The 24516-nt window shown below is 66.2% G+C and carries 18 protein-coding genes and 1 tRNA gene; 13 read left to right on the top strand and 6 right to left on the bottom strand.

Annotated elements, in window-relative coordinates; all coding sequences use genetic code 11:
* The first annotated feature begins 572 nt into the window (after positions 1 to 572).
* The gene (locus AAFN89_RS14185) at positions 573 to 2174 is read left to right on the top strand and encodes a 2-isopropylmalate synthase (RefSeq protein ID WP_347539725.1); all 1602 of its coding nucleotides are present in this window, start codon (positions 573 to 575) and stop codon (positions 2172 to 2174) included.
* Between the two features lie 54 nt (positions 2175 to 2228).
* Here AAFN89_RS14185 and AAFN89_RS14180 read toward each other — a convergent pair whose 3' ends face one another.
* Positions 2229 to 3317 (bottom strand): hypothetical protein, encoded by a 1089-nt coding sequence (locus tag AAFN89_RS14180; RefSeq protein ID WP_347539724.1) that lies wholly within the window; start codon positions 3315 to 3317, stop codon positions 2229 to 2231.
* Between the two features lie 289 nt (positions 3318 to 3606).
* On the opposite strand from AAFN89_RS14180, the gene AAFN89_RS14175 reads away from it, so the two are divergent.
* The 12 genes from AAFN89_RS14175 (at position 3607) to ppdK (ending at position 17814) form a co-directional block, all read left to right on the top strand.
* The gene (locus AAFN89_RS14175) at positions 3607 to 3861 is read left to right on the top strand and encodes a hypothetical protein (protein WP_347539723.1); all 255 of its coding nucleotides are present in this window, start codon (positions 3607 to 3609) and stop codon (positions 3859 to 3861) included.
* Between the two features lie 77 nt (positions 3862 to 3938).
* Positions 3939 to 5081 (top strand): HlyD family secretion protein, encoded by a 1143-nt coding sequence (locus AAFN89_RS14170; protein WP_347539722.1) that lies wholly within the window; start codon positions 3939 to 3941, stop codon positions 5079 to 5081.
* Entirely contained in the window at positions 5071 to 6105 is a 1035-nt protein-coding gene (locus tag AAFN89_RS14165; RefSeq protein ID WP_347539721.1) for a DUF2955 domain-containing protein, read from the top strand. Before AAFN89_RS14170 ends, AAFN89_RS14165 begins: the two co-directional genes overlap by 11 nt.
* A gap of 34 nt (positions 6106 to 6139) precedes the next feature.
* Entirely contained in the window at positions 6140 to 6790 is a 651-nt protein-coding gene (locus AAFN89_RS14160) for a MarC family protein (protein ID WP_347539720.1), read from the top strand.
* 198 nt (positions 6791 to 6988) lie between these two features.
* Complete coding sequence (locus tag AAFN89_RS14155) at positions 6989 to 8029, top strand: rod shape-determining protein (RefSeq protein ID WP_347539719.1); 1041 nt, start codon at positions 6989 to 6991, stop codon at positions 8027 to 8029.
* A 127-nt stretch (positions 8030 to 8156) separates the two neighbouring features.
* On the top strand, positions 8157 to 9008 hold the full coding sequence (mreC, locus tag AAFN89_RS14150) for a rod shape-determining protein MreC (protein ID WP_347539718.1): 852 nt from the start codon (positions 8157 to 8159) through the stop codon (positions 9006 to 9008).
* Between the two features lie 18 nt (positions 9009 to 9026).
* On the top strand, positions 9027 to 9542 hold the full coding sequence (gene mreD, locus AAFN89_RS14145; RefSeq protein WP_347539717.1) for a rod shape-determining protein MreD: 516 nt from the start codon (positions 9027 to 9029) through the stop codon (positions 9540 to 9542).
* Positions 9542 to 11428, top strand: coding sequence for a penicillin-binding protein 2 (gene mrdA, locus AAFN89_RS14140; RefSeq protein ID WP_347539716.1), 1887 nt, complete (start codon positions 9542 to 9544; stop codon positions 11426 to 11428). The genes mreD and mrdA overlap by 1 nt, the downstream gene beginning before the upstream one ends.
* Positions 11429 to 11499: 71 nt before the next feature.
* Positions 11500 to 11575, top strand: a tRNA-Lys gene (locus AAFN89_RS14135).
* 289 nt (positions 11576 to 11864) lie between these two features.
* Entirely contained in the window at positions 11865 to 12746 is an 882-nt protein-coding gene (locus tag AAFN89_RS14130; RefSeq protein ID WP_347539715.1) for a glycine--tRNA ligase subunit alpha, read from the top strand.
* Positions 12747 to 12787: 41 nt separating this feature from the next.
* Entirely contained in the window at positions 12788 to 14944 is a 2157-nt protein-coding gene (gene glyS / locus AAFN89_RS14125; RefSeq protein ID WP_347539714.1) for a glycine--tRNA ligase subunit beta, read from the top strand.
* 206 nt (positions 14945 to 15150) lie between these two features.
* Positions 15151 to 17814 carry a pyruvate, phosphate dikinase gene (gene ppdK, locus AAFN89_RS14120; protein WP_347539727.1) on the top strand — a complete coding sequence of 888 codons (2664 nt, stop codon included), beginning with the start codon at positions 15151 to 15153 and terminating at the stop codon, positions 17812 to 17814.
* A gap of 233 nt (positions 17815 to 18047) precedes the next feature.
* Here the strand turns inward: ppdK and ugpC are convergent, their stop codons facing one another.
* The 5 genes from ugpC to AAFN89_RS14095 form a co-directional block, all read right to left on the bottom strand.
* Positions 18048 to 19187: a sn-glycerol-3-phosphate ABC transporter ATP-binding protein UgpC gene (ugpC, locus tag AAFN89_RS14115; protein ID WP_347539713.1), complete on the bottom strand. Its 1140-nt coding sequence runs from the start codon at positions 19185 to 19187 to the stop codon at positions 18048 to 18050.
* Positions 19188 to 19266: 79 nt separating this feature from the next.
* Complete coding sequence (locus AAFN89_RS14110) at positions 19267 to 20106, bottom strand: carbohydrate ABC transporter permease (protein ID WP_347539712.1); 840 nt, start codon at positions 20104 to 20106, stop codon at positions 19267 to 19269.
* A gap of 4 nt (positions 20107 to 20110) precedes the next feature.
* Positions 20111 to 21187, bottom strand: a complete 1077-nt coding sequence (locus AAFN89_RS14105; protein ID WP_347539711.1) for a sugar ABC transporter permease — start codon at positions 21185 to 21187, stop codon at positions 20111 to 20113.
* A 126-nt stretch (positions 21188 to 21313) separates the two neighbouring features.
* Complete coding sequence (locus AAFN89_RS14100) at positions 21314 to 22597, bottom strand: ABC transporter substrate-binding protein (protein WP_347539710.1); 1284 nt, start codon at positions 22595 to 22597, stop codon at positions 21314 to 21316.
* A gap of 168 nt (positions 22598 to 22765) precedes the next feature.
* Positions 22766 to 24478 (bottom strand): formate--tetrahydrofolate ligase, encoded by a 1713-nt coding sequence (locus AAFN89_RS14095; protein WP_347539709.1) that lies wholly within the window; start codon positions 24476 to 24478, stop codon positions 22766 to 22768.
* Positions 24479 to 24516: the final 38 nt, after the last annotated feature.

Here is a 24516-nt window from a genome sequence, read left to right as displayed (position 1 = left end):
CCGCTGATCCATCACACAGGTCTCTCTCCAGGGCATGGCCGCACCTCCTGCAACCACTCTGAGACCTGTCACCCATGTCGCCGGGCTAAACTGTCACCTATCTATCCGGGTTGGACCCCACCCCGACCCTCCCCCGCTTTGCAGGGGAGGGAGTCCAATAGCCCCCTCTCCTGCTTGCGGGAGAGGGGGTTGGGGGTGAGGGTAAGGGTAAGTCCGCTCCCATCGCCGAAAGACGTTGCCTCAATCGCCCCTTCCGCATAAAGATAGTGATCCGAAGGCGTCGGAGGCGCGGAATTGTCTCCCTCGTTCCGGATGACCAGGAGACGAACGACCCGTGGCTGCGCCGCGTAACAAGAGCCGGACCATCGCCCTCCGCCCGCTGGCGGACAAGGGTATTTCCGTGCTTGCGTCGCTTCTCCTGCTCGGTGGGCTGCTCCTTCGACTTAGCGGCCCCTGGACGCATTGATCCGCTCCCGCCCGTGATGGGAGCGCCGGCGTCCAGGGGGACCCTGAGACGAGCCCTGATGACAGGGCCTTGAACTTCCCAGACCGGATTTCGAGAGGATCATTCCATGACCGTGCAGACCGCCGCCGCCCCCACGGCCCGAACGACCGCCGCCTCTGCCGGCGACGACAAGAACCGCATCATCATCTTCGACACCACGCTGCGCGACGGCGAGCAATCGCCCGGCTGCTCCATGAATCTGGAGGAGAAGCTGAAGGTCGCCCGCATGCTGGACGAGATGGGCGTCGACGTGATCGAGGCTGGGTTCCCGATTGCGTCGAACGGCGATTTCGAGGCGGTGCGCGAGGTCGCGGCCATCGTCCGCAACGCCACCGTCGCCGGGCTCGCCCGCGCCACCCTGCGCGACATCGACCGCGCGGCCGAGGCGCTGAAGGGTGCCGCGCGCCCGCGCATCCACACCTTCCTCTCCACCTCGCCGCTGCACATGAAGTACAAGCTGCAGATGGAGCCGGAGGCTGTGTTGCAGGCCGTGGTCGACAGCGTCACTCACGCCCGCCAATACACCGACGATGTGGAATGGAGCCCGGAGGACGGGTCCCGGACGGAGCCTGATTTCCTCTGCCGCACGATCGAGGCGGCGATCAAGGCCGGCGCGACCACGATCAACATCCCCGACACCGTCGGCTACGCCACGCCGGAGGATTACGCCGCCATCTTCCGCATGGTGCTGGAGCGGGTGCCCGGTGCGGACGGGATCGTCCTCTCCGCCCACACCCATAACGATCTGGGGCTGGCGGTCGCCAACGCGCTGGCCGCCGTCCAGGCGGGCGCGCGGCAGGTGGAATGCACCATCAACGGCATCGGCGAACGCGCCGGCAACGCCTCGATGGAGGAGATCGTGATGGCGATCCGGACACGGCCGGACGCCTACCCGTACCACAACGACATCGTCACCCAGCACATCATGAAGGCCTCGCGCCTGCTGTCGAGCGTGACCGGCTTCCAGGTGCAGCCGAACAAGGCGATCGTCGGCGCCAACGCCTTCGCCCATGAAAGCGGCATCCATCAGGACGGGATGCTGAAGCATGCCGGCACCTATGAGATCATGACGCCGGAATCGATCGGGCTGACCAAGACCAACCTGGTCATGGGCAAGCATTCCGGCCGCAACGCCTTCCGCACCAAGCTGCGGGAACTGGGCTACGACGATATCGGCGACAACGCCTTCCAGGACGCCTTCCAGCGCTTCAAGGATCTGGCCGACCGGAAGAAGGAACTCTTCGACGAAGACATCGTCGCCCTGATCGACGATTCCGTGGCCCAGGAATATGACCGCATCCGCTTCGTCTCGCTGGGCGTTATGGCCGGGTCGATCGGCTCCCAGTCGGCGCAGATCGTGCTGGAGATCGACGGCGACACCCGCTGGGCGCAGACCGGCGGCTCCGGCCCCGTCGACGCCATCTTCAACGCCATCACCAAGCTCGTGCCCCATGAGGCGAAGCTGCAGCTCTACCAGGTCCATGCCGTCACCGGCGGCACCGACGCCCAGGCGGAGGTGAGCGTGCGACTGGAGGAGGGCGGCAAGACCGTCGTCGGCAACGGCGCGGACTACGACACGCTGGTCGCCTCCGCCCGCGCCTACATCCACGCCCTCAACAAGCTGCTGGTGAAGCGCGAGAAGACCGCCCCCGAAGCCCTCACGGCCTAACCAGAAGCACCCTTACCCCCCATGGCCCCCTCTCTTGCAGGGCAGGAGAGGGGGCTATGGAACTCCCTCCCCTGCGAAGCGGGGGAGGGCCGGGGTGGGGGCAGGAGTGGCCGTTACGGCACGGTAACCGGCCCGGGCTCCCTGATAGTGTCGGTAGTACTCCAGCACACATTCATGGGACGTGAGGCTGCCCGGCGGCGCGCCCCGGATATCCCTTACCCTCACATTGAAGATGACGCCGCAGGGCTGAGCCAGGGCCCGGACCACGCGGTCGGCGACCTGCATCTGGGCGCGCAGGGGATCGCCGGCCGAAAGATCGCCCTCGAACGCCTCGGACCAGAGGAATTGGCGGGATCTGGCGTCCACCAGCGCGACCGTCACCCGCATGCGCTCGGGCGTCGCGCTCAACCCTCCGGAGACGATGTAATCGACATCCAGATCCCGGACGAGCGCGACGAGATCCTCCCGCGCGCCATGGCGGAGGCTTGTCTCGGGCGCCAGGATGAACATCTCCTCGAACCGTGTCAGGCCGGCCACGATGTCGCGGGTCACTCCGGAGGCGAGGCCCGCATGATCCGTCGTCGCGCTGTCCGCCTCGAACGGCGCGATGAATATTCTCGGCCCGCGCTCCACGGGGGTCTGGCGTTCAACGTTCTCTCCGAAGGGCCGGAACCCGCCGGCCCAGGATGCGCCGAGCGTCAACAGAACCAGGAGGACCGGGGCGACTGCCATCCATGGGCGAATGCGCCGTCCGCCGTGACGGGTTCGTTCCGCTTGCGCCGGTACGACCGGCGCGTCGGGCATGCAGGCAAAGTTCGGGACGTATGATCCCTTGGGCACGGTGATCCGGATCGGATCGCTTTGCCCCGCCGTCAGATAATAATGGGCCAGCGCGCGCCGCAGCCGGCCGGCCTCGATCCGGATGATCGGATCGGTCTGCGGGTCGAAACCGGAATCCCGCTCGAACACCGCCGTGGCGATGCCATAGGCCTTGATGCGGTCCGCCCTGCCGTCAAGCGTCTCGGTCACGATGTACCGAAGGAAGCGACGGTTCCGCTCGGACGCGTCGAATTCCCCACTCGACACGATGCGGTTCAACTGCTCGAGGACCGCCGCCGCTGCCGGACGCTCCTGCTGGGTCATCGCGGAACACCTCGCCCGCCGCTGATGGAGGGGCTCGCTGAACCGTGCGAGTCTTGAGTCGCTTTTGCCGGAATCTCCAGATCAGGCAAATCCGGCGCCTGATGCTCCATTATGCGCCAGGACCGTTTCCAAAGCCATCGGATCGATGGGCGTCTATCGGTGGAGTAGCCGTAGTTTACGGTAAACCACTTTCCCCCCGGCGCGCGCGTTTGAAATCCTGTCTGATGGCGGCGGCCAACGCCGCTGGACCGATACGCATACGCCTTCCGCAATCAGGGGCAATTGAATCATGCCTGACGCGGTGCGCCGTGCCATCGAGCGCTTTCCCGAAAGCGCCGAAGCCATCGCCAACCTCGCCGGCGAAAGCGAAGCCTTCCGGTCGATCTGCGAGGATTACGATCTTGGATTGGCAACCCTCCGTCGGTTTGAGTCCCAGCTCGGCGACAACCGGCAACGGATCGCCGAATACCGCACGCTCCTGCTCGAGTTGGAGCGGGAGATTGAACGGGCCCTGGCGACGGCCGGACGCCCGATCGATCCGTAGTTTACGGTAAATAGCTTCCGCCGCCGCCAATCGAGGACGAACCTTGCGACCTCAAACATGCGTTGGGCCAGGGCGCTATGGACACCCATTCCGAACAGCGTATTGCGGTGGAGGAGGGCGAGGCCGCCGCGCCCCCAAAGGAACCACCGAAGGATCGGGATCTCGCCGGGCTGAGGCGCATCACCTTGATCGCGCTCGCATTCGCGGTCCTCGTATTCGCCTACTACGTGGTGGCGGACAGGACGACGCCGTTTACGGCCGATGCGCGCGTGCAGGCCTTCGTGATCCGCATGGCGCCTGAGGTCGCGGGCCAGGTGCTGAACGTGGAGGTGGTCGACAATTCGCGCGTGGCTCTGGGAGACACGCTCTTCCAATTGGACCCGACGCCGTTCGAGATCGCGGTCGATCAGGCGCAGGCGAAGCTTGCCCAGGTGGGACAGAGCATCGGCGCCTCCACGGCCGCCGTGGACACGGCGCAGGCCATGCTCGACGAGGCGCGCGCGGCGGAGGCGAACGTGCAGGCTCAGACCGCGCGAACGTTCGAGCTTGTCCAGAGGGGCGTCTATGCGCGAGCGCGCGAGGACGAGGCCAATGCCGAACTGGATGCGGCTCGCGCGTCCGTGGCCGGCGCCGAGGCGGACCTGATCCGCGCGCGTGAGGAGCTTGGACCGGAGGGCGAGGATAACCCGCAGGTGCAGGAGGCGCTCGCCAATCTCGAAAAGGCGCGCTTCGACCTGTCGAAGACAATCGTGACGGCGCCGTCGGACGGGATCGTGACCAACCTGCAGCTTGCCGGCGGCCAGGTCGTGACGGCCGGCCAGCCGGCGATGACCTTCATCAGCGTGGAGTCCGTATGGCTGCTGGCGCCGATGCGCGAGAACAGCCTCGGCGTCCTGGCGCCCGGACAGCGGGCGGAGGTGGTGCTGGACACGCTGCCCGGGCGCGTGTTCGGGGCGACGGTGTCGAGCATCGGCTGGGGCGTGGCCTCGGGCTCAGTGGACCCGGCGACGGGGTTGCCGGAGGTCGCGATGCAGACCGGTTGGCTGACGGATCCCGAGCGCTTCCCGGTGCAACTCGCCTTCGACCCCCGGGACCTGCCGCGCGGCGCCCGCTACGGGTCGAAGGCCGCGGTGATCGTCTATGCCGGCGACAATGCGGTGATGAACGCTGCCGCCTGGTTGCGGATCCGGCTGATCTCGATGCTCACCTATGTCTCGTGACATGACGATGCTGGCGCGCCGCGATCAGGGGCTGAGGCTGGCCTTTGCGGTGGCGTTGGGGTTGGTGTTCGAGATCCTGCGCGGGGCGCTCGTGCCGCCGCTTGCCGCAGTGATCGCGCTGCAGCTTCTCACGCTGCCGGGATCGCGGCCCACTGCGAAGAAGGCCATCGGGTTCTTCGTGGTCGTCGCGGGCGCGACTTTGTTTGCCTATGGCGTATCGGCGCTGACGGCGGACAGCCCCTGGCTTTACGCCGTGGGGGTCGGGTTGATCTACCTTTGGGGGTTCGCTCTCGCCGCGCAGCCGAAGACGGCGGCAGCCGGTGCGATGATCCTCACGATGGGCATCGTGGTGACGACGCTGGCGGCGGTTTCCACGACTCTCGCCGCGATCCTCGTCGCGGAACTGCTGATATCGGTATCGGTCGGCATCGCCCTCATGTTCCTCGCCCACGCCGCCTTCCCGCGACAGCCACCGGCCACGAAACCAACGGCGGTTATGGAAGCGGGGCCGGTCGGCGGGATCGGCCGGCGGGCGATCGCCGCGACGGCCGTCATCCTGCCGCTTCACCTGTCGCTCACGGCGGACGGATTTGCGGCGATGGTGGTGGTGCTCACCGTCGCGACGATGCTGCGACAGCAGCGGATCGCGCAATCCACCGCCTACGCCGTGAGCTTTGCCGCCGGCAACCTGATGGGCGGCCTTCTGGCCGCGGTGGCGGTCACAATGGTGGATCTGCACGACAATGTTGCGGTGCTCGCCGCCGTCACCGCCGCCTTCGCGCTTTTCATCGCATGGCAGTTGGATAGGGGGCCTGCGCTTGCCCATGTGCTGCTGCCCGGATTTGTGGCGTTCGCCCTCCTGTTCGGGCTGGCCTTCTCGCCGGCGGCGTTGTCGGCGGATGTGGACGTTCTGAAGCGGCTCGCCCAGATCGTCGCCGCCGGGCTCTACGCGCTGGCCGCGATCAGCCTTTTCCTGCCGTTTGCGCGCATTGCGCCATCACCCGCGAGCCTTCGTCCATCATGACGACGGCCGTGCAGACCTTGAGGTGGGGGATCACATGGATTTCTCGGTCATCGATCTCGAACTCACCGCCCGGCTCCTCCTGGTGCTTCTGATCGGCATGGGGCCGAAAATCGCGCTGGTGCCGTTCCTGGAGAAGACGAAGACATTCGCGCCGGAGCAGCAGCGGGCCATAGGCCGGCGCATGGTGATAACGGCTGTGGTGGCCGCCATCGTGGTGTTTTTCACCGGCGAACTGCTGCTCAAGCTGTTGCACATCACACCGGGCGCCGTGGCGGTGGCCGGCGGCATCATTCTGACGCTGCTTGCGGTGAAGATGGCGCTGGGATCCGGCGACGAGATCGTCGAACATGTCGCGCCGCCAGCAAATCCCGACAAGATCGCGGTCTATCCGCTGGCGATCCCCTACCTGTTCAATCCGGTCGGTATCACGATCCTGATCATCGCGTCCCAGAGCGCCGTCTCCATCGCCGCGATGGCCCTCGTGCTGGGCCTGGTGCTCCTGGTGGGCGCGCTCGATTACCTCATCTTCAGCAACATCGACAGGATCGCCAAGCGGATCAATCCAACATCGCTGGTCGTCTCGGAGATCGTCTTCGGCGTTCTCCTGACGGCGGTGGCGGTGCAGCTCTCGGTCTTCGGCCTTGGGCTCCTCGGTATTCTGGAGCCGCCTGCCGCGCCGCACTAGAAAGGGGGCAATTCTCCCTCCGTTGCCTCCGCCGGAAACACTCCGCTTCCCGTCCGTCGCGACATCTGGCAAAAATCCGGTCGGATCGAGACTTTCCTTGAGCCCAAAGCAACTCCGTATTAACCATCCGGCGGCAGGATGCCGTCTCTCGCCGATTCTTGAGCGCGCCTTTTCACAACCGAAGAAACGATCTCCTCGATGTTCGCCAATCTCCTGGGCTTCCTCTCGGCCGACATGGCCATCGATCTCGGCACCGCCAACACGCTCGTCTATGTGAAGGGCAGGGGGATCGTCCTCAACGAACCGTCGGTCGTCGCCATCGCCACGATGCGCGGCAAGAAGCAGGTCCTGGCCGTCGGCGACGAAGCCAAGCAGATGCTGGGCCGGACACCCGGCAACATCCAGGCCATCCGCCCGCTGCGCGACGGCGTCATCGCTGATTTCGAGGTGGCGGAGGAGATGATCAAGCATTTCATCCGCAAGGTTCACAACCGCCGGTCCTTCGCCAGCCCGCAGGTCATCATCTGCGTGCCGTCCGGATCGACGGCGGTGGAGCGGCGGGCCATCCAGGAATCGGCGGAATCGGCCGGCGCCCGGCGGGTCTTCCTGATCGAGGAGCCGATGGCCGCGGCGATCGGCGCCGGTCTTCCGGTGACCGAGCCCACCGGCTCCATGGTCGTCGATATCGGCGGCGGCACGACGGAGGTCGCGGTGCTGTCGCTGGGCGGCATCGTCTACTCGCGTTCCGTCCGCGTCGGCGGCGACAAGATGGATGAGGCGATTATCGCCTATATCCGCCGCAACCATAACCTCCTGGTCGGCGAGGGATCGGCGGAACGGATCAAGAAGGAGATCGGGTCCGCCTGCCCGCCGGAGGATGGCGAGGGACGCATCCTGGAGATCAAGGGCCGCGACCTGATGAACGGCGTGCCCAAGGAACTGGTCATCTCCGAACGCCAGATCGCCGAGAGCCTGGCGGAGCCGGTCTCCCAGATCGTCGAGGCCGTCAAGGTGGCGCTGGAGCATACCGCGCCGGAACTGGCCGCCGACATCGTCGACAAGGGCATCGTGCTGACCGGCGGCGGCGCGCTGCTGGGTAATCTCGATTTCGTGCTGCGCCATTCCACCGGCTTGCCGGTGTCGATCGGCGACGACCCTCTCTCCTGCGTCGCGCTGGGCACCGGTCGCGCGCTGGAAGAGATGAAGACCCTCAAGAATGTATTAATCAACATGTATTAGACTACCTGATATGGTAGTTGACGGTGTCAACAGGCGGACGACGGGGACCGGATCGGTTCTCCGCCATCCGGATTGACCACCGCCGGAAGCGGGAAGGATTTTTGGGGTGAGGCAACGAACCCGATCGATGGTTCGTATCGTGGCGCTGAGGGCGATCGCCCAGCGCTTCTCCTTTGCTTTGCTCCTGGTCGTGGCGATCGCGCTGATGATGCTGGGCCGGCTGAACGCGGATTTGGTCCATGGCGTCCGCGCCCAGGCGATGGACGCGATCACGCCGGTCATGGCCGCCATGGCCCGCCCCGCCTCGACGGTGGCGGACGTCATCGACCAGTTCCAGCATCTCAACGACCTGCGGGAAGAGAATGCCCGTCTGCGGGCGGAGAACGCGGCCCTGCTGCAATACCAGCGCGTGGCCTATCGGCTGGAGGCGGAAAATCTCAGCCTCCGCACGCTGATGAACTATCAGCCGACGACCGCCTATTCCTACATCACCGCCCGGATCATCGGCGACAATAGCGGCGCCTTCGTGCGCAGCCTGACCATCGGGCTTGGCACGGACCATGGCGTCCGGGACGGGCAGGCCGTGATGGGCGGGGCCGGGCTGGTCGGCCGGATCGTCCAGGCGGGCGACAAGTCGGCGCGGGTGCTTCTGCTCAGCGACCTCAACGCCCATATCCCGGTGATGCTTCGGGATTCCCGGCACCGCGCCATCCTGGGCGGCGACAATACCGACCGGCCGCGCCTGATGTACCTGCCGCGCGGCGCCTCGGTGGAGATCGGCGACCCCATCGTCACCTCCGGCCATGGCGGCATGTTCCCGGCGGGCCTGCCCGTCGGCGTCGTCGCCTCGATCGAGGATGGGATGGTCAGGGTCCAGCCCTATGAGGATTTCTCGCGGATAGAATATGTCCGCATCATCGATTTCCATGACGCCGACGAAGGCGTCGCCATGCGGGTGGCGCCCGGCTACGCCGAGTGACGCCCGGGAGATCGTGAAGTGATCGACGTCATCTGGCATAAGACGGACGAGGCGATCCGCCACGCGATTCCGGCCGTCACCACCATCATGCTGGTGTTCCTGGCCGTCACGCCGTTGCGCCTGCCTTCCTATGGCGCGCTGGCGCCGGTGCTGCCGCTGGTGGCGATCTATTACTGGGCGATCCACCGGCCGGACCTGATGCCCTTCACGCTGGTCTTCGCGGTGGGGCTGCTGCAGGACCTCGTCATCGGCGCGCCGCTGGGGCTCCACGCGCTGGTCTTCCTCATCATCCACTGGACGATCGTAGCCCAGCGTCGCTTCCTCGTCGGCCGCTCCTTCTTCGTTCTGTGGTGGGGCTTCGCGATGATCGCCGGCGTCGCCGCGGCGCTGGAATGGGCGACCTTCAGCGTCTATCACGCGACCTTCATGCCGATGGAGACGGCGGCTCTGCGCGCGCTGCTCACCATCGCCCTCTTTCCCGCGATCGCCTGGGTGTTCATCCAGGTCCATCGTCTTGTCCTGAGGTCCGCCTGATGGCTCTCGGAGATCGCGACAGCGACCGCTTCCGCAGCCTCACCCGCCGCACGCTGGTGCTGGGGGGCGTCCAGCTCGGCCTCATGGGCCTGCTCGGCGCGCGCATCTACTACCTCCAGGTGACGGAGAGCGAGCGCTTCCAGATGCTGGCGGAGGAGAACCGCGTCAGCACGCGCCTGCTGCCGCCGTCCCGGGGGGAGATCCGCGACCGTTTCGGTATTCCGCTCGCCGTCAACAACCAGAACTTCCAGGTGATCCTGGTGGCCGAGCAGGCCGGCGACGTAGCGGCGACGCTGGACAAGCTGGAGCGGATCGTGCCGCTGGACGCCGCCGACCGTGAGCGCGTCCTCCGCGACGTGGAGCGCCGGCGGGCTTTCATGCCGGTGCTGGTGCGCGAGAACCTGACCTGGGATCAGGTCGCGACCATAGAGGTCAACGCCCCGGAACTGCCCGGCCTGTCGATCGAGGTGGGGGAGCAGCGCTACTACCCCTATGACGAGGCGACGGGCCACGTCGTCGGCTATGTCGGCGCGGTGTCGGAGGATGAGCTGACGGGCGACCCCGTTCTGTCGATCCCCGGCTTCCGCATCGGCAAGGGCGGGATCGAACGCCAGCACGAGGAACATCTGCGCGGGGAGGCAGGGACCAAGCAGGTGGAGGTCAACGCCGTTGGCCGCGTCATCCGGGAACTCAGCCGGAACGAGGGCCAGCCCGGCCTGCCGGTGGAGCTGACGCTCGACATCGGCCTCCAGCAGATGGTCCAGCAGCGCCTCGCCGTGCAGCACAGCGCGTCGGCGGTGGTGATGGACGTGCATACCGGCGATGTCTACGCCATGGCGTCCAGCCCCGGCTACGATCCCAACCTGTTTCCGTCGGGCATCAGCTCCCACGCCTGGAACGGCCTGCTGAACGACCCCTACGCACCGCTGACCAACAAGACCATCGCCGGCCAGTACGCGCCCGGCTCGACCTTCAAGATGATGGTCGGGCTGGCGGCGCTGGAGGCCGGTGTCATCACCCCGGAATACACCGCCTATTGTCCCGGACACATGGATCTGGGCAACCATCGCTTCCATTGCTGGCGGCGCGGCGGCCATGGCCGGGTCAGCATTCTCGATGCGCTGGAGCAATCCTGCGATGTCTATTTCTACGACATCTCCCGCAAGGTCGGGATCGACCGGATCGCCGCCATGGCCAGGCGGTTCGGGCTGGGCGATACGGTGGGCATCGACCTGCCGGGCGAACAGCCGGGGCTGATGCCGACCCAGGACTGGAAGATGGGCGCGATCGGCGAGCGGTGGCAGCAGGGCGAGACGCTGATCGCCTCGATCGGCCAGGGCTTCGTGCTGTCGACGCCACTCCAGCTCGCGACCATGACCGCGAGGATCGCCAATGGCGGCCGGGCGGTGACGCCGCACCTCACCTACCGTATCGGGACGGCGGAGGATTCGCGCTACACCGCCCCGCCGGCGCCGGAGATCGGGGTCTCCCCCCAGGCGCTCGATCTCATGGTCGAAGGCATGATCGCCGTCACCTCTGGCCGGCGCGGCACCGGGCGTTCCGTCCAGATCGACATGCCGGGGTTCGAGATCGCGGGGAAGAGCGGGACCAGCCAGGTGCGCCGGATCACGGCGGCCGAACGCGCCGCGGGGGTCATCTCCAACGAAGACCTGCCCTGGACGCGCCGCGACCACGCGCTGTTCGTCGCCTTCGGGCCGATCCAGGCGCCGCGCTACGCCTGTTCGGTCGTGGTCGAACATGGCGGCGGCGGCTCCTCGGTCGCCGGGCCGATCGCCCACGACATCCTTCTGGAGACCCAGCAGCGCAACCCCGCCCGCCAGGCCATCTCCCGCCTGGCGACGCCGGACGCAGGGAACGGCGGCTGAGGTAAAAAGGCTCTTGCAGCCCCCGCCACCCTTTGCTAGAACCCGGCCTCCCGACGCTGAACGGCGGGTGAGGGCGTATAGCTCAGTTGGCAGAGCAGCTGACTCTTAATCAGCGGGTCCAAGGTTCGAGCCCTTGTGCGCCCACCAAGCCGTTCCCTTTCAGCGCGTCGACGCCCCATCCATCACGACCATTTCACCTCATCCTGAGCCCGTCGAAGGATGCGTGCCCACATGGTTCGACAGGCTCACCATGAGGATGCGGGTGATTCTTCCTCCGCCCTCGCCTTCGACACAAAATCAATTTCCCCTCGTTCGGCAGGACGTTCTCCGCCCACCCCAATAATCGCGGAATCCGCTGTTCCGGCCGCTTGATCCGGTGGGGGGCTGTCTCTATGGTGCGGCGCACAGTTCGCCGTCCGCCACAACGAAGCGATCCATGGCCCCGGTCAGCGCCCCGCCGCGATCCTTTCAGGAAATCATCCTCCGTCTTCAGAATTTCTGGGCCGCGCAGGGCTGCGTGATCCTTCAGCCCTACGACATGGAGGTCGGGGCCGGCACCTTCCATCCGGCGACCACCCTGCGGGCGCTGGGGCCGGAGAAGGTCTGGAACTGCGCTTACGTGCAGCCTTCGCGTCGGCCGACCGACGGGCGCTATGGCGAGAACCCGAACCGCCTCCAGCATTATTACCAGTTCCAGGTTCTGCTGAAGCCGTCGCCCGCCGACAGCCAGCAGCTCTATCTGGAAAGCCTCTACGCGCTGGGCATCGATCCTCGTCTGCACGACATCCGGTTCGTCGAGGATGACTGGGAAAGCCCGACGCTGGGCGCCTGGGGGCTGGGCTGGGAGGTCTGGTGCGACGGCATGGAGGTGACGCAGTTCACCTATTTCCAGCAGGTCGGCGGCATCGAATGCGATCCCGTGCCGGTCGAACTGACCTACGGGCTGGAACGGCTGGCCATGTACATATTGGGCAAGGACAATGTGTACGACATGCCGTTCAACGATCCGGACTCGCCCGGGGCGAAGCTCTATGGCGACGTCTTCCTCCGCGCCGAGCGCGAATTCTCCGCCTTCAACTTCGAACATGCGGATACCGAAGCGCTGCTCCGGCATTTCAGGGACGCGGAGGCGGAGTGCGAGGCGCTGATCGGGAAGCGGCTGGCGCTGCCGGCCTACGACCAGGCCATCAAGGCCAGCCACGTCTTCAACCTGCTCGACGCGCGCGGCGTCATCAGCGTCGTGGAACGCGCCTCCTATATCGGCCGCGTCCGCACGCTGGCGCGGCAATGCTGCCAGATGTGGCTCGACGCCGCGTGATCCCCGCCATCCTCCTCATTCCGTCGTCCTGAAGCGCCCCCATGGCCGAATTCCTCCTCGAACTCTTCTCCGAAGAAATCCCGGCGCGCATGCAGGCGCGTGCGGCGGAGGATCTGAAGCGGCTGTTCGGCGCGGCGCTGGACGGGGCGGGGCTGACGGCGGACCGGCTGGAAAGCTTCGTGACCCCGCGCCGGCTCGTCCTGGTCGCCGACGGGCTGCCGACCGCGCAGCCCGACGTGACGGAGGAGCGGAAGGGCCCCAAGGCCGACGCGCCGCAGCAGGCGATCGATGGCTTCCTGAAGGCGACCGGCCTGACGCTCGACCAGTGCGAGCGGCGGGAGACGCCGAAGGGCCCCGTCTGGTACGCGGTTTCGCAGAAGCAGGGCGAAGCTACAGAGACGCTTCTTCCGAGAATCGCGTATGAACTGATTTGTAATCTGTCATGGCCGAAATCCATGCGCTGGAACGAGAACAGGTTTCGCTGGGTTCGGCCTCTTCATCGCATTCTGGCGATATATGAAGGCAAGCCAGTTAATGGCCTCGTTCGTCTCGGAAGATCGGACCAAGAGACTGCGACTATTGGCTTTGCTTCTCATACGTCCATGGTTCCTACCATCGAGGATCAAGACTACGAAGTTAACTATCTAGAATACGGAAACATTACATCCGGCCATCGCTTCCTTGCCCCCGATCCGGTCGAAGTTACATCCTTCGCGGATTACCGGGAGAAGCTGCGGAACGCCTATGTCGTCCTGGACCGGGAGGAGCGGAAGGCGCTGATCCTGGATCAGGCGACCAACCTCGCCGCCGCCGAGAAGCTGGCGCTGAAGGACGATCCGGGGTTGCTGGAGGAGGTGACGGGGCTGGTCGAATATCCCGTCGCCCTCATCGGCCGCATCGACGACGCCTTCATGGAACTGCCGGCGGAGGTGCTGACCACCTCCATGCGCTCCCACCAGAAATATTTCGCCTGCCAGCACCCCGATGGCAGCCTCGCCCCGCGCTTCGTCGTCGTCGCGAACATGGTGACGGAGGATGTCGGCGCGACAGTCGTCGCGGGCAATGAGAAGGTGCTGCGCGCCCGCCTCAGCGACGCCCGCTTCTTCTGGGACCAGGACCGCAAGATTCCGCTGGGCGACAGGGTGAAGGCGCTGGCCGCCGTGACCTTCCATGAGAAGCTGGGCTCCATGGAGGATAAGGTCGCCCGCATGGAGGCGCTGGCCGGCGATCTCGCCGCGGCCATCCCCGGCTGCGACGCCGACCAGGCCCGCCGCGCGGCCCGTCTGGCGAAGGCTGACCTCACGACCGGCATGGTCGGGGAGTTCCCGGAACTCCAGGGGCTGATGGGCGGCTATTACGCGACGGGGCAGGGGGAGCCGCCGGCGGTGGCCGAAGCCGTCGCCCAGCATTACAGCCCGCTCGGCCCCAACGATCGCTGCCCGACCGCGCCGGTCGCCATCGCCGTGGCGCTGGCCGACAAGATCGACACGCTCGCCGGCTTCTTCGCCATCGACGAGAAGCCGACCGGCAGCCGCGACCCCTATGCCCTCCGCCGCGCCGCGCTCGGGATCATCCGGCTGATCGTGGAGAACGGCGTGCGGCTTTCGCTGGGGGACGCGCTGAAGAAGGCCCTCCGGCCTTACCCCGCGTCGAATTCCGGTGACGCGGTCGCGGACGATCTCCTCGCCTTCTTCGCTGACCGGCTGAAGGTCGCGCTGCGGGATCGCGGCGTGCGGCACGATCTCATCGACGCCGTGTTCGCGCTGGGCGGGGAGGACGATCTGGTCCGCCTGCTGGCGCGGGTGGAGGCGCTGGGCGCGTTCCTGGGCACCGACGACGGCGCGAACCTGCTGGTCGCCTACCGTCGCGCCGCCAACATCTTCCGGATCGAATCGAAGAAGGACGGGCGGCAGGATTACGGCGCCGTCAATCCCGCGCTGCTCGGTGAGGCCGAGGAGAAGTCGCTGCACGCCGCGCTGGCGAAGGCCCATGCCGCGCTGGAGCCGCTGCTTGCGGCGGAGGATTTCGTCGGTGCGATGGCGGCGCTGGCCGCCCTGCGGACGCCCGTCGACAGCTTCTTCGACAAGGTCACGGTGAACGCCGACGATCCGGCCCTGCGCGTCAACCGGCTGGCGCTGCTGGCGGATATTACTGGAACCATGAACCGGGTTGCGGATTTCTCAAGGGTCGAGGGCTGAGGCCCGGGCTGAACTGGCGGCTGAAATTGCCGAAGGACGGCCATCTGTTGACCATGTTTGCCACGCTCCTTGGCGCGCGAACGGGCGACAGGATTCGAGATTTTTTGATGGAAAGGCGTCTGGGAGGGCGTCCGACCGATTGACCCGCCGTTTTCCGGACAGTCCGGCCGACGGCGATGCTGGGGAGAGCATCGATGACCATGACGATGAACAAGTGGGTCTACGCTTTCGGCGGCGGCGAGGCCGACGGTCGCGCCGACATGAAGAACCTGCTGGGCGGCAAGGGCGCCAACCTTGCGGAGATGAGCCGCCTGGGCCTGCCGGTGCCTCCGGGCTTCACCATCACGACCGACGTCTGCACCTATTTCTACGATCACGGGAAGCAGTACCCGCCGGAACTCTCCGGCCATGTCCGCGCCGCGCTGGACGCGGTGGAGAAGCTGACCGGCATGAGGTTCGGCGATCCTTCCGATCCGCTGCTGGTCTCCGTGCGCTCCGGCGCGCGGGCCTCCATGCCGGGAATGATGGACACCGTCCTCAATCTCGGCCTTAACGATGAGACGGTGGAGGGGCTGGCGCGGAAGACCGGCGACGCCCGCTTCGCCTATGACAGCTACCGCCGCTTCATCCAGATGTATGGCGACGTGGTGCTGGGCGTGGAGCATTACCGGTTCGAGGATGTGCTGGACAATGTGAAGCGCGACCGCGACTTCACGCTCGACACCCAGCTCACCGCCGACGATTGGCGGGAGGTCATAACCGGCTACAAGGACGTGGTGAAGGAGGAGCTGGGCCAGCCCTTCCCGCAGGATCCGGAAGCCCAGCTCTGGGGCGCGATCGGGGCTGTCTTCGGCTCCTGGATGAACCAGCGCGCCAACACCTATCGCCGCCTGCACGACATCCCGGCCTCCTGGGGCACGGCGGTCAACGTCCAGGCGATGGTGTTCGGCAATATGGGCGACGATTGCGCCACCGGCGTCGCGTTCACCCGCAACCCGTCCACCGGCGCCAATGCCTTCTATGGCGAATTCCTGGTCAACGCCCAGGGCGAGGACGTGGTGGCCGGCATCCGCACGCCGCAGCCGCTGACCGTGGCGGAGCGGGAGGAGGGTGGATCGGACCTTCCCTGCATGGAAGAGACGATGCCCGAGACCTATGCCGAGCTGGCCGCGATCCGCGACCGGCTGGAGCGGCATTACACGGACATGCAGGACATTGAGTTCACGGTCCAGCAGGGCCGACTCTACATCCTGCAGACGCGCAACGGCAAGCGCACCGCCGCCGCGGCGCTGAAGATCGCGGTCGACATGGCGGGCGAGGGGCTGATCGACGAAACCGAAGCAGTCCGCCGCATCGACCCGGCCTCCCTTGACCAACTCCTCCACCCGACGCTGGACCCCAAGGCCGAGCGGCAGGTTATCGCCCGCGGCCTGCCGGCCTCGCCGGGCGCGGCCTCCGGCAAGGTGGTGATGACCGCCGACGAGGCGGAGAAGCTGGCCCAGATGGGCGAACGGGTGGTCCTCGTCCGGGAGGAGACCAGTCCGGAGGACATCCACGGCATGCACGCCGCCGCCGGCATCCTGACAACGCGGGGCGGCATGACCAGCCACGCCGCCGTCGTCGCGCGCGGCATGGGCCGGCCTTGCGTCTCCGGCGCGGGCGAGTTGCGGATCGACCACAAGAACCGCACCGCGACGGTCAAGAACGTCGTGGTCAAGGCCGGCGACATCATCACGCTGGACGGCTCCACCGGTGAGGTGATGCTGGGCCGCGTGCCGACCATCCAGCCGGAGCTTTCCGGCGACTTCGCCACCCTGATGGAATGGGCCGACCGCATCCGCCGGATGGGCGTCCGCGCCAACGCCGAAACGCCGGCCGATGCGCGCACCGCGATCAAGTTCGGCGCGGAGGGCGTGGGCCTTTGCCGGACGGAGCACATGTTCTTCGAAGCCGACCGCATCGTCGCGGTGCGCCGCATGATCGTGGCCGAGACGGAGGAAGAACGGCGGAAGGCGCTGGACGAGCTGCTGCCGATGCAGCGGCGCGATTTCGTGGAGCTTTTCACCATCATGCGCGGCCTGCCGGTGACGGTCCGGCTGCTCGACCCGCCGCTACACGAATTCCTGCCCCGGTCGGAGGCCGATTTCGCCGATGTGGCGAAGGCTTCGGGCGTCGACGTGCTGAAGATCCAGCATCGCGCCTCTCAGCTTCACGAATCCAACCCGATGCTGGGCCATCGCGGCTGCCGGCTGGGCATTGCCTATCCGGAAATCTCCGAGATGCAGGCCCGGGCCATCTTCGAGGCCGTGGTGGAGGTCGCCAGCCAGTCGGGCGACACCGTCTCGCCTGAGATCATGATCCCGCTCGCCTTCTCAAAGGCGGAGCTGGACATCCTGAAGGCGGTCATTGTCCGGGTGGCGGGCGAGGTGGAGAAGGCTAGCGGAACCAGCCTGGACTACCTCGTCGGCACAATGGTCGAACTGCCGCGCGCCTGCCTGCTGGCGGACGAACTGGCGGAGACGGCGGAGTTCTTCTCCTTCGGCACCAACGACCTGACCCAGACGACCTACGGCATCAGCCGCGACGACGCCAGCTCGTTCCTGCCGGCCTATCAGGGCCAGGGCATCGTGGAACAGGACCCGTTCATCACGCTCGACTCCGTCGGCGTCGGCGAACTGATCCGGATCGGCTGCGAGCGGGGCCGCAAGACGCGGCCGGACATCAAGCTCGGCATCTGCGGCGAACATGGCGGCGACCCCGCCTCGATCCGCTTCTGCGAAAGTGTCGGGCTGGACTATGTAAGCTGCTCCCCCTACCGCGTCCCCATCGCCCGTCTGGCTGCGGCCCAGGCGGCCTTGGCGGCGAAGTAGGCGAGGGAAATCCACGGGCCATCGCGGCTTCATCGGCGGAGAAGACCGGGCGCGGCCCCTGCCGGTGTCGACGCTCCATGGATGCTGGATCAAGTCCAGCATGACGTTGTTTTTGTTGGTTATTCCGGACTTGATCCGGAATCCATACGCCCTTGATGCAAGCAGCCTCGGCGAACGACAAGGATCACGCTGAGCCCTCTCCCCGCCGGGGAGAGGGTTGGGTGAGAGGCCCTTTATCCCATCGGCACCGGCGTTGCCCGCGTGACGTCGGCCATCGGGTGGCGTTCGGCGCGCTCTACGGCCATGCCTTGATCGTCGAACAGATGGCAGGTGGCGGAAGGGACGCCGATGGAGATCTGGTCGCCGACCTTGATGCGGCTGTCGCCTGCGGTCTCCACGACCACCGTGCCGCCATCCTCCACCCGGACATAGAGGTAGGTGCCGCCACCCAGCCGCTCCACCACGAAGACCTTGCCGGGGACCTGCCCGTCGGCCGAATCCCCGACCGTCAGATGCTCCGGCCGCACGCCGAGCGTCACCTTCGCGCCCTGCCGGACCAGGCCCTGCTGGACCAGCACGTCTACCGACGATCCGCCCGGCAGCGTCACTGCCGCCCGGTCGCCCTCGACGCCGGTCACGCTCGTCTCGATGAAATTCATCTTCGGGCTGCCGATGAAGCCGGCGACGAACAAATTGCGGGGGTGGTGGTAAAGCTCCAGCGGCGATCCCACCTGCTCCACCCGGCCGGCGGACAGCACCACGATCTTGTCGGCCAGCGTCATCGCCTCGACCTGGTCATGGGTGACGTAGACCATGGTCGCATTCAGATCGTTGTGCAGCTTCGCGATCTCGATCCGCATCTGGACGCGAAGCGCGGCGTCCAGGTTCGACAGCGGCTCGTCGAACAGGAAGACCTTGGGGTTGCGCACGATCGCGCGGCCGATGGCGACACGCTGGCGCTGGCCGCCCGACAGCTCCTTGGGCTTGCGCTTCAGCAAATGCTCCAGTTGCAGGATCTGCGCGGCGTCGGCGACCTTCTTCTGGATGCTGCCCTTGTCCTCCTTGGCCAGCTTCAGGCCGAAGGCCATGTTCTCCTCCACCGTCATATGCGGGTAGAGGGCGTAGGATTGGAACACCATGGCGATGCCGCGCTGCGCCGGCGGCAAATCGTTGACCACGTCGCCGTCGATCAGCAAATCGCCCGACGTGATGTCCTCCAGCCCCGCGATCAGGCGCAGAAGCGTGGACTTGCCGCAGCCGGAAGGCCCGACGAAGACGACGAACTCGTTGTCGTTGATCTCAAGGTCCACGCCCTTGATGATTTCAAGCTCGCCGAACGCCTTCTTCACGTTCCGCAGGGTCACATTGGCCATCGGGTCTTCCTCCGTCCGCGCGGGCGCCGCCCGCGTCTTGATGCTTCGCTACAGGTGAACATAAAGGACGCCGTCTCCGCTACCCTTTCACGGCCCCGGCGGTCAGGCCGGAGACGATCTTGCGCTGGAAGATCAGCACCAGGACGATCAGCGGCACGGTGACGATCACCGACGCCGCCATGATGTTGCCCCAGGGCAGTTCGAAGGCGGTGGCTCCGCTGATCAGCGCGATCGCCACCGGGACGGTGCGCATCTCCCCCGTCAGCGTGAAGGTCAGCGCGAACAGAAACTCGTTCCACGCCGCGATGAAGGCGAGCAGGCCGGTCGTCGCCAGCGCCGGCCCCAGCAGGGGCAGGAAGACGCGGGTGATGATCTGCCAGCTGTTCGCGCCGTCCACGATCGCCGCCTCCTCAAGCTCCCTCGGCAGCTCCCGCATGAACGTCGTCAGCACCCAGACTGTGAAGGGCAGGGTGAAGATCAGGTAGGCGAGGATCAGGGCGGGCAGGGAGTTGTAGAGGTTGAGCCACCGGATCACCTCGTACATCCCCGACAGCACCGCGACCTGCGGGAACATGGAGACGCCGAGCACCAGCAGCAGCAGCCCGCTCCGGCCGCGGAAATAGACCCGCCCCAGCGCATAGGCGGCGGTCACCGCCAGGAACAGGGAGATCGCGACCGTCGTCACGGAGACGATCACGGAATTGAGGATGTTCCGCGCGAAGGGCTGCTCCTGGAAGACGGAGACGTAATTGTCCCAGGCCGGGTCCGGCGGAATGAAATCCACCTGGAACAACGCCGATCCCGCCTTCAGCGACGATACGATCGCCCAGTAGAAGGGGAAGACCGTGTAGACGAAGATGAACGCCACCAGCACGTAGAAACCGATGCGCAGGAGAATCCTTCTGGTCTTGTAGGACATCGCCTCAGCGCCCCCCTTCGCCGAAATTGACCCGGCCCAGCACGATGTAGATCACGGTGAAGATCGCGATGATGAGGAACAGCAGCGTCGACGCCGCCGACCCTATGCCGACATTGGAGAAATCGACCAGTTGCTGCCGGGCGTAGACCGACATCGACATCGTGTTCTCGCTGTTGGAGGTCAGCACGTAGATCAGGTCGAAGATCCGCAAGGCGTCCAGCGCCCGGAAGATGATGGCGACCATCAGCGCGGGACGTATCAGCGGCAGCGTGACCTTGAAGAAGACCTTCACGGGATTGACCCCGTCCACCTTCGCCGCCTCATAGATCTCGCCTGGCAGCAATTGCAGCGCGGCCAGCACCAGCAGCGCCATGAAGGGCGTTGTCTTCCAGACGTCGACCGCGATCACCGCCGGCAGCGCCAGGTCCGGGTTGGCCGTCCAGGCGAGGCGGCTGTCGATGATCCCGAGGCTGAGGAACAGCTCGTTGATGACGCCGTACTGGTCGTTCAGCATCCAGCCCCACATCTGGGCGGAGACGATGGTCGGGATCGCCCAGGGGATCAGCACCGCCGCGCGCATCAGCCCCCGGCCGGGCATGTTGGCGTTCAGCACCAGCGCGACGATGACGCCCAGCACCACCTCCAGCGAAACGGAGATGATCGCGAAATAGAGCGTGTTGTAGACCGACCGCCACCAGGTCGGGTCTACCAGGATGCCCTGCCAGGTGAAGAACAGTTCGCGGTCGACCTCCCCCTCATAGGGCTCGCCCGTATCCAGGTTGGTGAAGGCATCGGTCCCCGGATCGTAGACCAGCGCCGTGTTGCTCTCCTCCAGGAAGACGAAATAGCCGCCCAGCTCCGCGTCCCAATTATTCCGGTTGGGACCGTAGAACAGATAGTTGTCGAAGCCGACGAACTGCACGTCCTGCGTCGCGTCCAACGTCTTGTTGGTCAGGCTGAAATAGACGGTCTGGATCAGCGGCCAGCCGGCCACCAACGCCAGCACCAGCAGCATCGGGGCCAGGAACATCCAGGCGGAGCGGACTCGCTGGCGGGTAAGCTCCGAGGCGCGAACGGTCATTGGCGACACCCTTTCCTTGGTCGGGGTCGCCGGTCCGCCGACCGCCTTGCGGCGTCCGTTCCGGCGGCGATCCCCTGCGGGCGAGGCCCGGCCGTTCCTCGTCGGATCGGCCGGGCCGTTCGCGAACTACCAGCGGCCGCCGCGGCTCAGACGGATCAGTTCCGTCTCCAGGGCGTCGAGGTTGGCCGCCGCGTCGCCGCTTCCGGAAAGGGTGGAATGGACGGCGTTCCAGAAGGCGCTGGAGACTTCGTTGTACCGGTCGCCCGCGATGCGCGACGGGCGGGCGACGGCGTTGACGAAGGTGTCCTTCAGCGACCCGAAGAAGGGCACCGCCTCCAGCACCTCCTCATCCTCGTAAAGCGCCTCGATCGTCGGGTTGTACGATCCCTCGATCGCCCGGCGCTTCTGCTCCTCATAGCTGGTCAGGTAGCGGACCAGGTCGATCGCCTCTTCCTGATTGTCGGAATAGTTGGAGACGGCGAGCTGCCAGCCGCCCAGCGTGCCGGTGTGCTTGCCGCCCTCCGCCTCGCCGCGGGGCAGCACCGCGACCCCGACCTTGCCCTTGACCGGGCTGTCGTCCGACTGGGCCAGCGCCCAGGCATAAGGCCAGTTCCGCATGAAGGCGGCGTTGCCGGACTGGAAGACGCCGCGCGCGCCTTCCTCGTCATAGTTCAGGACCCCGGTGGGGGAGATCGTGCCGACCCAGGAGGCCGCGAGGTCGACCGCCGCGACGGCCGCCGGGTTGTTGACGGTGATCGACCCGTCGTCGGCGACGATCGTGCCGCCGCCGAAGCTGTCGATCCACTCCAGCGCGTTGCAGGTCAGTCCCTCATAGGCGCGGCCCTGCCAGACATAGCCCCAGAACCGGTCGTTGCCGCCCTCGCGCTCGCCTTCCATGATGGTCTGGGCGGCATTGGTCAGCTCGGCCCACGTTTCCGGAACCTCCAGCCCGTACTCCTCCAGCAGGTCGGAGCGGTAATAGAGGATGCCGGCGTCGGTGAACCACGGCATCGCCTTAAGCTCGCCGTCGATCGTGTTGTTCTGGATGATCGCGTCGAAATGCTGGTCGATCGTCTCCTGCTCGATATGCGGCGCCAGATCCACGAAATGGCTGCCCAGTATGCCGGGCCAGATGACGTCGATCTGATAGACGTCGATGTCGCCGCCCTGGGCGCTCAATATCTGCTGGTAGAGCGCCAGCCGGTCGGTCGAGGAGTTGGGGGTCGAGACGACCTGGACGGTGTTGCCCGTCTCCTCCGCCCAGGCGTTGGCGCCTTCCTGGCACAGCGTCAGCTCAAGGCCGACCGCGCCGCATGAGATGGAGATTTCCACGCCCTGCGCGTGGGCGCCGCCGCTGACGGCCAGAGTGGACGCCGCGGCCAGCAACAAGCCGTGCACGGTTCTGGTCATATGTCCTCCCGTTCGGTCTGTTCTTGGAATCGGGGTGGCTTGATCGCCACGTCTGGTTGTCTGGGAAGAAGCCTAGACACCATCGAAACCTAGTGCAAGCACAGGGGGGATATTAACTTTCTAGTTACGCCAGATTTATTTCGAAAACTTTCGAAGCCTTCCGTTCGATCAGAACAGCCCCTCGATCTGGCCGCGCTCGTTCACCCGGATCGTGTTGGCCGCCGGCACGCGCGGCAGGCCGGGCATGGTCATGATCTCCCCGCAGACGACCACCAGGAACTCCGCCCCGCCGGCCAGCCTGATCTCCCGGATCGGCACCACATGATGGCTGGGCGCGCCCTTCAGATTGCCGTCGGTGGAGAAGCTGTACTGCGTCTTCGCCATGCAGATGGGGAAGTGGCCGTACCCTCCTTCCTGATAGAGGCCGAACCGGTCGCGGATCGCCTTGTCGGCGATGATGTCGTCCGCGCCATAGAGCGTGCGGGCGATCGTGCGCACCTTCTCCCACAGCGGCTCCTCGTCTGGGTAGAGCGGCCGGAATTGCGCATCGCCATGGTCGGCGAGGCTCACCACCTTGCGCGCCAGCCCTTCGATCCCTTCGCCGCCATCGGCCCAATGGGTGCAGAGATGGGCCTCCACGCCGAACTGGGCGCAATGATCGCGGATGGCCGCGATCTCGGCGTCGGTGTCCTTGGTGAAGCGGTTGATGGCGACCACGGCGGGCACGCCGAACTGGGCGACGTTCCGCAGGTGCCGGCCCAGATTCTCGCAGCCCTTCCTGACCGCTTCCACATTCTCGTCGCCCAGCGCGTCCTTGGCGACGCCGCCATGCATCTTCAGCGCCCGCACGGTCGCCACGACCACGGCCGCCGCCGGCTTCAGTCCCGCCTTGCGGCATTTGATGTCGAAGAATTTCTCCGCACCCAGGTCGGCGCCGAACCCCGCTTCCGTCACCACATAGTCGGCCAGCTTCAGCGCCGTCTTCGTCGCCATCACCGAATTGCAGCCATGGGCGATGTTGGCGAACGGGCCGCCATGGATGAAGGCGGGGTTGTTCTCCAGCGTCTGGACCAGGTTGGGCATCAGCGCGTCGCGGAGGAGGGCGGTCATCGGCCCTTCGGCCTTCAGATCGGCGGCGGTGACCGGCTTCCTGTCGCGCGTGTAGCCGATGATGATCCGGCCCAGCCGCTTCTGCAGATCCTCCAGGTCGGTCGCCAGGCAGAAGATCGCCATGACCTCCGACGCCACGGTGATGTCGAACCCGTCCTGGCGGGGGAAGCCGTTGCCGACCCCGCCCATGCCGACCGTGATGTCGCGCAGCGCCCGGTCGTTCATGTCCATCACCCGCTTCCAGGTGATCCGGCGGGCGTCGATCCCCAGCTCGTTGCCCCAATGGATGTGGTTGTCGATCAGCGCCGACAGCAGATTGTGCGCGCTGCCGATGGCGTGGAAATCGCCGGTGAAATGCAGGTTGATGTTCTCCATCGGGACGACCTGGGCATAGCCGCCGCCGGCCGCGCCGCCTTTCATGCCGAAGCAGGGCCCCAGGCTGGGTTCGCGCAGGCAGATGGCGGCCTTCTTGCCGATCCGGTTCAGCCCGTCGCCCAGCCCCACGGTCGTCGTCGTCTTGCCTTCGCCGGCCGGCGTCGGGGTGATCGCGGTGACCAGGATCAGCTTGCCGTCCGTCTGGCCGGCGAGGTCGTCCATCCGGTTCAACTGGACCTTGGCGATATGCGGCCCGAACTGGTAGAGCGCGTCCTCCGGGATGCCCAGGGCGCCGCCGATCTCCCTGATCGGCCTCAGCGTCGCGGCGCGCGCGATCTCGATATCCGATCCGGGCGCTTGTTTCGGTTCCGCCTTCGCGACCACGCTGACATCCATGAAAGGATACTCCCCCTTGCCGGTTCAGGGTTGGGACT

The sequence above is a fragment of the Inquilinus sp. CAU 1745 genome (assembly GCF_039839375.1).
Lineage (GTDB): Bacteria > Pseudomonadota > Alphaproteobacteria > DSM-16000 > Inquilinaceae > JBDOQU01.
The sequence above is the reverse complement of the archived record's forward strand: the minus strand, read 5'-3'. Positions and strand labels throughout refer to the sequence as shown.